Origin of the sequence: Pseudomonas sp. NPDC087346 (genome assembly GCF_044744235.1) — a bacterium.
Taxonomy (GTDB): domain Bacteria; phylum Pseudomonadota; class Gammaproteobacteria; order Pseudomonadales; family Pseudomonadaceae; genus Aquipseudomonas.
The window spans coordinates 26096-35092 of sequence record NZ_JBIUXX010000002.1 but is presented as its reverse complement, the minus strand read 5'-3'; the positions used below and the strand labels follow the sequence as shown (position 1 = coordinate 35092).

Sequence of the window (8997 nt, the reverse complement as noted above, 5' to 3'; positions counted from 1 at the left end):
ACAGCAAGCCAAGTACAACCTGACGTATTTGTTCATCAGCCATGACCTGGCTGTCGTCAAAGCGCTGAGCCACCAGTTGATGGTGGTCAAGCATGGCCAAGTGGTCGAACAGGGAGACGCGCAAGAAATCTTTGCCGCCCCTAAACATCCGTATACACAGCAGTTGCTGGAAGCCGCTTTTCTGGCACCAGCCACTGCGCAATAACCTGAAAGAGGAGCAACACATGGGTTTTCTCGCCGGTAAGCGCGTACTGATCGTCGGTGTCGCCAGCAAGCTGTCCATCGCATCCGGCATTGCTGCCGCCATGCATCGCGAGGGCGCTGAGCTTGCCTTCACTTATCAGAACGACAAGCTGAAAGGTCGTGTTGAAGAGTTCGCCCAAGGCTGGGGTTCGAGCCCTGAGCTGTGCTTCCCGTGCGACGTGGCCAGCGATGAAGAAATCGCCAAGGTCTTCGAAGCACTGAGCAAGAAGTGGGACGGCCTGGACTGCATCGTGCACTCCGTTGGCTTCGCCCCGGGCGACCAACTGGACGGCGACTTCACCGAAGCCACCACCCGTGACGGTTTCCGCATCGCTCACGACATCAGCGCCTACAGCTTCGTGGCTCTGGCCAAGGCTGGCCGCGAAATGATGAAAGGCCGTAACGGCAGCCTGCTGACCCTGTCGTACCTGGGCGCCGAGCGCACCATGCCGAACTACAACGTAATGGGCATGGCCAAGGCTTCGCTGGAAGCTGGCGTACGTTACCTGGCCGGCTCCCTGGGCCCGGACGGCACTCGCGTCAACTGTGTATCGGCCGGCCCGATCCGCACCCTGGCAGCTTCGGGCATCAAAAACTTCCGCAAGATGCTGGCCGCCAACGAAGCGCAAACCCCGCTGCGTCGCAACGTCACCATCGACGAAGTCGGCAACGCCGGCGCCTTCCTGTGCTCCGACCTGGCCTCGGGCATCAGCGGTGAAATCATGTACGTCGACGGCGGCTTCAACACCACCGCCATGGGCAACATCGAAGAGTAATCTTCGGTCAGCCACAAAAAAACCCGCCGGTCTGGCGGGTTTTTTTATGCCTGCGATTGCGGCAACACCATCCATTTATCAGCTGAGCCTGCAAAGTTCTTCTAGATCGAAATTCCAAACACATACGGCCTACGGGGATCGTGTAAATCGATGGCAGCAAGAATGCGTTGTTTATCGGTTTGTAATAGCAAGTCAAACAGTCCGCCCGTCTGACCAATGCTCACTATCCCCTGATGTCCGAAGTGCATATCAAGTTTTCCATCGGGTAGAGCGCGCAATAGGTAAGCATGTGTTTTTTTTCCCGCACTACCACCCAAAACAATGCTTTTATCGGGTTGAACGGCGATCGCGCGACAAGACACATAGTCATCTGTTACATCAGCCGGGATACTCACAACCAACGTTTTACCGTTATTGAAAAGCGGGTCAAAACTGCCATTACGCGTCAATTTTGATATACAGGCAAGCACTCCGCTTTTTGCATACTTAAATCCAGAACAAACAATACTGTCATCCTCGGCAATCATTGCTTGCATATAATTCACATCCTCCGACTTCCAGTAGCCGGAACGACCAAATGACGAATCTAAACTGCCATCCGAAAAATATCTGATTACGACGCTGATTACTGTGTCAGATCCTTTTCCGTGCTGCCCTCCCACCAGGATTTGCTCGTCACTGACACTCAGCACTTTCACGCCAGTCATGAGTTGATCATGGAATCTAATCTTTATAAATCCTTGCCCACCAAATTCCTGATCGCTATCGCCGTTGGGTAGGTAACGGAAAAGCACCGCCCCTCCCTCACCGCTAACTATCTCCCGGCCCACCAAAAACAATATTTTTCCATCTGCCTGCAATGCTGCCGAAGAATCTTCGTAATCGGCGACAGGGAGAAATTTGGTGCCAAAAATCAGATCCGGACTGCCACCAACATTAAACCTGGAAAATGCCGTCTGAAGTCTGAAAGGCACATGCTGCACGACACCGATCAACATAATCTTTCCGTCTGGCAAGAGTATTAACTGCGTTGGTCTGGATACGGCTTTGGGCGCGAAATCCCATCTGCTGACGCCGCCTTTTCCAAACTGCAGATCCTGCGTCCCGTCGGCAAATATACGAAATAGCGCGCATTTCTGATTGTCCCAAGCTGCAACTATGTACGCTCCTTGACCGTCAGCAATAATCGCCCGGATGGAGCCAGTACTTTCAGGAAGTGCGAAACGACCTTCGTTGCCAAATGAAGGATCCAGCTCGCCCGGACTCACTTGAGTATTAGAAGAAGTTTTCATTCTTTTCGTCCTTTGAAGAAAGATGCTCCACCTAATTCAAGCTGTCGAACTCTGCAGAGCCAGATGATTGCAACCTGACCATAGCGCGCTTCGACACACTTCCATCACTGTCAGAAATGACAGTTGAAGTATCTTTCCAAGTCAAAAAACATTCCTTGCAAGCCAATTATTAGCTGTGGCAATCCAATAATTGCAACTTCCCCACAAGGCTGGATGCCAGAGCCTCCCACAAGGACCGTGGCGAAGCTGAATGCCGTGGCCACACTACAAAACCTGTGGGAGTGAGCCTGCTCGCGATGGCGTCGTTACATCCAGAATATTTGCTGACTGACCCACCGCTATCGCGAGCAGGCTCACTCCTACAATGTCCGGGGCTTAGCTGAATGCTGTGTTCACACCCCAAAACCTGTGGGAGTGAGCCTGCTCGCGATGGCGTCGGTACATCCAGAATATTTGCTGACTGACCCACCGCTATCGCGAGCAGGCTCACTCCTACAATGTCCGGGGCGAAGCTGAATGCTGTGTTCACACCACAAAACCTGTGGGAGCCGGGCTTGCCCGCGATGGCGGCGGCACATTCAGAATATTTTTCCGCTGACACACCGCTTTCGCTGGCAAGCCAGCTCCCACAATGTCCGTGGCGTGACTGAATGCTGTGTTCACACCACAAAACCTGTGGGAGTGAGCCTGCTCGCGATGGCGTCGGTACATTCAGAATATTTGTTGCCTGACACACCGCTATCGCGAGCAGGCTCACTCCTACAATGTCCGGGGCGTAGCTGAATGCTGTGTTTACACCGCAAAACCTGTGGGAGTGAGCCTGCCCGCGATGGCGTCGGTACATGCAGAATCTCTATAGCTGAACCACCGCTATCGCGAGCAGGCTCACTCCTACAATGTCCGGGGCGAAGCTGAATGCTGTGTTTACACCGCAAAACCTGTGGGAGCCGAGCTTGCCCGCGATGGCGTCGGTACAGTCAAAATCTCAGCTGACTGACACACCGCTATCGCTGGCAAGCCAGCTCCCACAGTTTTTGAGGTACGCCGAAAAATCCGGGCGCCTTTCAGCGTCGTTTCAGCGCCTGTTTGTGCGCGTACATCGCGCCGTCCGCGTCCGCCAGCAGTCGGTCAACCGTGTCGTGGCGCTGCGCGTCGTATTCTATCTGCCCGACACTGAAGCGAATGTCATAACCGCGAGCCAATGTGGCATTGCGCTCATCGAGGATTTCCTTGAGCCGCGCCATGATCACCGTGGTTTCCACATGGCTTGAGCCGGTCAGCAACGCGACAAACTCATCACCCCCCAATCGACCGATCACATCGCTCTCGCGAAACGCAATGCGCAACACATCAGCGAAGGTTTTCAGCGCACTGTCACCCTCGGCATGCCCATAAAGATCGTTGATCTGTTTGAAATCATTGAGGTCGAAAAACAGCAGAGTCGCCGGTTTTTCCAGGCGCGCACAGGCGTCCAGTCCGTGTTGCGCAAGAGCTTTGAAACCACGGCGATTGGACAGCAGCGTCAGTTCATCCATGCTCGCCATCTGCACCGCCATCAATTCCTGCTCGGCCATGCGCGCCAGATCACGCAGCAATTCGCGCTCTTCGTCGTCGAGGTGTCGCGGTTTGGTGTCAATCAGGCACAGCGTGCCGAGCTTGCTGCCATCGCTGACCTTGAGCGGGCAGCCGGCATAGAATCGAATCCGCGGATCGCCGATCACCAACGGATTGTCATGAAAACGCTCGTCCAGCGTCGCATCGCCGATATGCAGGATCTGGTCACCCAGGATCGCGTGGCCGCAAAACGACACATCACGCCCGGTTTCACTGGCACTGAGGCCCATGCATGACTTGAACCACTGGCGCTCGGCATCCACCAGACTGACCAATGCGATGGGCACACCAAATACCCGGCGGGCCAGCCGTGTCAGCCGGTCGAAACGTTCTTCGGGGACCGTATCGAGGACGTTGAGCCCGTGCAGGGTTTTCACGCGGGCCAGTTCATTGACAGGTTTCTCGGGGGCCAGCATGGTTCACTCCATTGAGGTGTCTACCCCTTAGCGTAGACCACGCCCGCTCCATTACGCCTCAAGCCCTCCGCTGGTCAGATCCCGGCCACCGGACAAGGCCCTCCGGCGTCCGCCCAAAGCTTGAACTGCTCAACGAAAATATCGTGCGGCACCGGTACCGGCGAGCGCCCTGCCCCGGGATTCCAACCCCACAACACCAGTTTGTCCTCGCTGACATGCTTGATCAGCGCAGCGAAATCCCGGTCGCCATTACTCGACCGATCCTTGATCATCGCGCAGAGCTTGTCAGGCGGCAGACCAATCCAGGCCATCTTGTGCGCCGCTGGCGGCAGGCTCCAGTGCGGTGCACCCGGTGGTGCATGAGGGCCGTAACTGGCGGGCGGATTGTTTTCCGCGTGGCAGGTCGCGCAAGGCAAACCGGCGGCGCCCTTGCCGTCCATCCCGCGCACCACGTTCATCGCGTGCGGCGTGCCGACGTCAAACTGCAAGGGCGAATCGCCGGGGATATGACAGTTCTGACAGCGTGGACTCTGGAACACTTTCTGCACCGTGCCGAACGCTTTCAGAGCCTCCTGATCGTCCGCAATCAGATCCGAGGCATAAACGCCGAGACCAACCAGCACAACCGTGCCCAACAGCAGATGTCGTTTCATCTCACACCCCCGACAGTTGCAGTGGCAATTCCCGCAGGCGTTGCCCGGTCAGGGCAAATACCGCGTTGGCGACCGCCGGTGCAGTTGGCGGCACACCGGCCTCGCCAATGCCTCCAGGCTTGTCGGTGCTGGGCACGATATGCACCTCAACCACCGGCATTTCATTGAGCCGCAACACCTGATAATCGTGATAGTTGGACTGCCGGACCATCCCGTCCTTGATCGTCAGTTTGCTGTGCAGCGCCATGCCCAGACCGAAGGTGATGCACGACTCCATTTGTGCAGCGATGCTCTGCGGATTGACCGCAATCCCGCAGTCCACCGCACACACCACCCGATGCACGCGAATCACCAGATTGTCCTGCGACACCTCAGCCACCTGTGCCACGTAACTGCCAAACGATTCGTGCACCGCCACACCCAGCGCATGGCCGTCGGGCAGCGGCGCTGTCCAGTTGGCCTTCTCCACCGCCAGATTCAGCACGCCGAGATGGCGCGGATGATCCTTGAGTAACGTTCGCCGATATTCCACCGGGTCCTTGCCCGCCGCCGTGGCCATTTCATCGATCAGCGACTCCATGACAAACCCGGTGTGGCTGTGCCCCACCGAGCGCATCCACAACACGTTGATTCCGGTCTGCGGCGAATGCAGTTCCACCTGATGATTGGCCAATCCCTTCACATACGGACTGTCGGCCACGCCCTCGACCGATGTCGGGTCGATGCCGTTCTTGACCATGGTCGCTTCCATCAACGTGCCGGTCATGATCGACTGGCCGACCAGCACATGCTGCCAGGCCAGCGGCATCCCATCGGCACCGAGGCCAATGCGTGCTTGATGCAGGAACATCGAACGGTAATAACCGCCACGAATATCGTCTTCACGCGACCACACGGTTTTTACCGGCATGCCCGCCGCTTTCGCCACTTGCACCGCTTCGGCGACAAAATCCGAGGTCGGATTGGCCCTACGACCAAACCCGCCTCCGAGAAACTCAGTGTGTATCTGCACCTGCTCCGGTTTGAGCCCGGTGATCTTGCCGGCGACCATCTGATCGAGGGTCTGGAACTGTGTGCCAGTCCAGATTTCGCACTTCTCGGCGCTGATCTTCACCGTGCAATTGAGCGGCTCCATCGGTGCGTGGGCCAGATAAGGCACGCTGTACTCGACATCAATCTTCTTCGCCGCTTTGCTGAAACTACCCGGCGCATCCCCGGCCTGAGCCGCTGATGTACCTGGCGTTGCGGCCAGTTTGCGAAAGCTTGCCAGCAAACCTTCACTGCTCAAATCGGCGTGATCACCCAAGTCCCAATCGACTTTCAATGCATCGCGGCCCAGTTTCGCCGCCCAGTAATGCTCGGCGATTACCGCCACCCCGGACGGCACCTGCACCACTTTATGCACGCCCGGAACCGCAAGCGCTTCCGCACCTTCAAAGGATTTGACCGTGGCGCCGAACACCGGAGGCCGGGCGACCATCGCGGTCATCAGGCCTTCAAACTGCACGTCCATGCCGAATTTGGCGCGACCGGTGATTTTCTCCGGGGTATCGAGGCGTTTGGTCGGTTTGCCGATGACTTTCCAGTCCTTGGCTTCCTTGAACGTGATGGATTTCGGGTCTGGCACCGGCAGTTGTCCGGCGGCGTCCGCCAGTTCGCCGTAAGTGGCGCGCTTGTCGCCAGCGATCACCACGCCGGACTCGGTGCGAATCGCCGACACCGGCACATTAAAACGCTTGGCCGCTGCTTCAACCAGCATCTGCCGCGCAGTGCCCCCGGCCAACCGATAGCGATCGAACTCCATCCAGGTCGAAGTCGAACCACCGGTAATCTGCATGCCGCCAAACCCCGGCATGCCGTAATCCGCCGCCGAAGCCGGCGAGTGTTCGACGCGGATCTTCGACCAGTCGGCGTCCAGTTCTTCAGCGATCAACATGGTCAAACCGGTCCAGATACCCTGACCCATTTCCGAATGGCCGAGCAGCACGGTGACGCTGTTGTCGGCGGCAATGCGCAAGAAGGCATTAGGCGCAAAAACCTTGCCTTCATTTTCCGCCGCCATGACAAAACGATGGGCGCCAGGCACGTTGAACGCCACCACCAGGCCGCCGCCCAACACAGCGCTGCCCTTGAGAAATCCGCGACGCGATACAGGACTGTTCATCAAATACCTCCCGAGCAGGCTCAGCCGATTTCAGCGGCGCGCTTAACGGCAGCGCGGATTCTTGGGTAGGTGCCGCAGCGGCATATATTGCCGGACAGCGCTTGATCGATATCGCTGTCGGTGGGCTTGGGGATTTTCGCCAGCAAGGCAGCGGCGGACATTATCTGCCCGGACTGGCAATAACCGCACTGCACCACGTCGAGTTCAGCCCAGGCTTGCTGCACCGGGTGCGAACCGTCGGTGGACAAGCCTTCGATGGTGAGGATTTTTTGCCCTTGGGCCACTGCCGTGGCCGGGGTGATGCAGGCGCGCAACGGCGCGCCATCGACATGCACGGTGCAGGCGCCACACTGCGCCATGCCACAGCCAAATTTGGTACCGGTCAGGTGCGCCACATCGCGCAGGACCCAGAGCAACGGCATGTCCGCCGGGACATCGAGCTCCTGATCCTTGCCATTGATATTCAAGGTCAGCATCGGGGAATTTCCTCAGACTCACGGTGTTCTGAAGGGGCGTCGCTGTGGCCATCAATGCCTACGCGCGCCTCGGCTTATCCCTTTCAGCAAAGCCTAATTTGCGCGCAAAGCCTGATGTTGCGACCACCGGTCATGCATTGCCGCTCTGGATGTCGCGTTTAATCCTACAGTTGATAACGGCTCGCAAACGAGTCAGCGCGAAACCGGCCCGCGAACGCATCGCGGACCGCCCTCCACATTGGTCAGGAGTAGCGAACATGGGTTTTGTCACAACCAAAGATGGCGTCGAAATCTTCTACAAGGACTGGGGCCCCAAAGACGCCCCGGTGATTCACTTCCACCATGGCTGGCCGCTCAGTTCGGACGACTGGGATGCGCAGATGCTGTTCTTTCTGGCGCAGGGTTTTCGGGTGGTCGCGCATGATCGGCGGGGTCACGGGCGTTCGAGCCAGGTGTGGGACGGTCACGACATGGATCACTACGCCGATGATGTGCTGGCGGTGGTCGAGCATCTCGGCATCAAGAAAGCCGTGCATGTCGGGCATTCGACCGGTGGCGGTGAGGTCGTGCATTACATCGCCCGGCATGGTGAGGATCGCGTGTCGAAAGCGGCGATCATCAGTGCCGTACCGCCATTGATGGTCAAGACCGAGAGCAACCCGGGTGGTCTGCCCAAATCGGTGTTCGATGACTTGCAGGCGCAGCTTGCGGCCAATCGGGCACAGTTCTATCGCGACGTGCCCAGCGGGCCGTTTTATGGCTACAACCGACCGGGTGCCAAGCCCTCTGAGGGAAATATTGGCAACTGGTGGCGTCAGGGCATGATTGGCAGTGCCAAGGCGCATTACGACGGGATTGTGGCGTTCTCGCAGACTGACTTCACCGCAGACTTGAAGCGCATCAGCATTCCGGTGCTGGTGATGCACGGTGAGGATGATCAGATTGTGCCTTACGCAAACTCGGGGCCGTTGTCGGCGAAGTTGCTGAAAAACGGCACGCTGAAGTCGTATCCGGGGTTTCCGCACGGGATGCCGACGACTGAGGCACCGACGATCAACGCGGATTTGCTGGCGTTTATTCGCGGCTGAACATCCAGCAGCCCAATCCCACCACCAACCACTTGTGAGAGTGAGCCTGCTCGCGATGGCGTCGTGTCAGTCGACACAAACTCAGGCTGTACCGACGCCTTCGCTGGCAGGCCAGCTCCCACAGGGTTTTGGGGTGACCGCAGATTCTGGAAGCAATACCAATCATTGTGGGAGCTGGCCTGCCAGCGATGGCATTGGGTCAGGCAACATTGATGTCGCGGCTACCGGCCTCATCGCTGGCAGGCCAGCTCCCACAGGGTTTTGGGGTGACCGCA

At 57.8% G+C, this 8997-nt stretch carries 7 protein-coding genes and 1 pseudogene; 3 read left to right on the top strand and 5 right to left on the bottom strand.

Going from position 1 to position 8997, the window contains the following annotated elements:
* Both ACIOZM_RS01570 and fabI read left to right on the top strand, forming a co-directional pair.
* Nucleotides 1–205 (top strand): annotated as a pseudogene (locus ACIOZM_RS01570) (microcin ABC transporter ATP-binding protein); the annotation flags it as partial.
* A gap of 19 nt (nt 206–224) precedes the next feature.
* Nucleotides 225–1019, top strand: coding sequence for an enoyl-ACP reductase FabI (gene fabI / locus ACIOZM_RS01565; RefSeq protein ID WP_007910591.1), 795 nt, complete (start codon nt 225–227; stop codon nt 1017–1019).
* 101 nt (nt 1020–1120) lie between these two features.
* Here fabI and ACIOZM_RS01560 read toward each other — a convergent pair whose 3' ends face one another.
* The 5 genes from ACIOZM_RS01560 to ACIOZM_RS01540 all read right to left on the bottom strand — a co-directional run bounded on the left by ACIOZM_RS01560 (nt 1121) and on the right by ACIOZM_RS01540 (nt 7634).
* On the bottom strand, nt 1121–2311 hold the full coding sequence (locus tag ACIOZM_RS01560; protein WP_401208703.1) for a hypothetical protein: 1191 nt from the start codon (nt 2309–2311) through the stop codon (nt 1121–1123).
* Nucleotides 2312–3375: 1064 nt separating this feature from the next.
* Nucleotides 3376–4341, bottom strand: coding sequence for a diguanylate cyclase (locus tag ACIOZM_RS01555; RefSeq protein WP_401208700.1), 966 nt, complete (start codon nt 4339–4341; stop codon nt 3376–3378).
* Nucleotides 4342–4415: 74 nt separating this feature from the next.
* Nucleotides 4416–4994, bottom strand: a complete 579-nt coding sequence (locus ACIOZM_RS01550; protein ID WP_401208696.1) for a hypothetical protein — start codon at nt 4992–4994, stop codon at nt 4416–4418.
* A 1-nt stretch (nt 4995) separates the two neighbouring features.
* On the bottom strand, nt 4996–7158 hold the full coding sequence (locus ACIOZM_RS01545) for a molybdopterin cofactor-binding domain-containing protein (RefSeq protein ID WP_401208693.1): 2163 nt from the start codon (nt 7156–7158) through the stop codon (nt 4996–4998).
* A 20-nt stretch (nt 7159–7178) separates the two neighbouring features.
* On the bottom strand, nt 7179–7634 hold the full coding sequence (locus ACIOZM_RS01540) for a (2Fe-2S)-binding protein (RefSeq protein WP_401208690.1): 456 nt from the start codon (nt 7632–7634) through the stop codon (nt 7179–7181).
* A 257-nt stretch (nt 7635–7891) separates the two neighbouring features.
* On the opposite strand from ACIOZM_RS01540, the gene ACIOZM_RS01535 reads away from it, so the two are divergent.
* Nucleotides 7892–8722 carry an alpha/beta fold hydrolase gene (locus ACIOZM_RS01535; RefSeq protein WP_401208687.1) on the top strand — a complete coding sequence of 277 codons (831 nt, stop codon included), beginning with the start codon at nt 7892–7894 and terminating at the stop codon, nt 8720–8722.
* Nucleotides 8723–8997 lie beyond the last annotated feature (275 nt).

Excerpts from the sequence above, each read along its gene's own strand:
- fabI (WP_007910591.1), top strand. The coding sequence starts at position 225 with ATGGGTTTTCTCGCCGGTAAGCGCGTACTGATCGTCGGTGTCGCCAGC.
- ACIOZM_RS01560 (WP_401208703.1), bottom strand. The coding sequence starts at position 2,311 with ATGAAAACTTCTTCTAATACTCAAGTGAGTCCGGGCGAGCTGGATCCT.
- ACIOZM_RS01555 (WP_401208700.1), bottom strand. The coding sequence starts at position 4,341 with ATGCTGGCCCCCGAGAAACCTGTCAATGAACTGGCCCGCGTGAAAACC.
- ACIOZM_RS01550 (WP_401208696.1), bottom strand. The coding sequence starts at position 4,994 with ATGAAACGACATCTGCTGTTGGGCACGGTTGTGCTGGTTGGTCTCGGC.
- ACIOZM_RS01545 (WP_401208693.1), bottom strand. The coding sequence starts at position 7,158 with ATGAACAGTCCTGTATCGCGTCGCGGATTTCTCAAGGGCAGCGCTGTG.
- ACIOZM_RS01540 (WP_401208690.1), bottom strand. The coding sequence starts at position 7,634 with ATGCTGACCTTGAATATCAATGGCAAGGATCAGGAGCTCGATGTCCCG.
- ACIOZM_RS01535 (WP_401208687.1), top strand. The coding sequence starts at position 7,892 with ATGGGTTTTGTCACAACCAAAGATGGCGTCGAAATCTTCTACAAGGAC.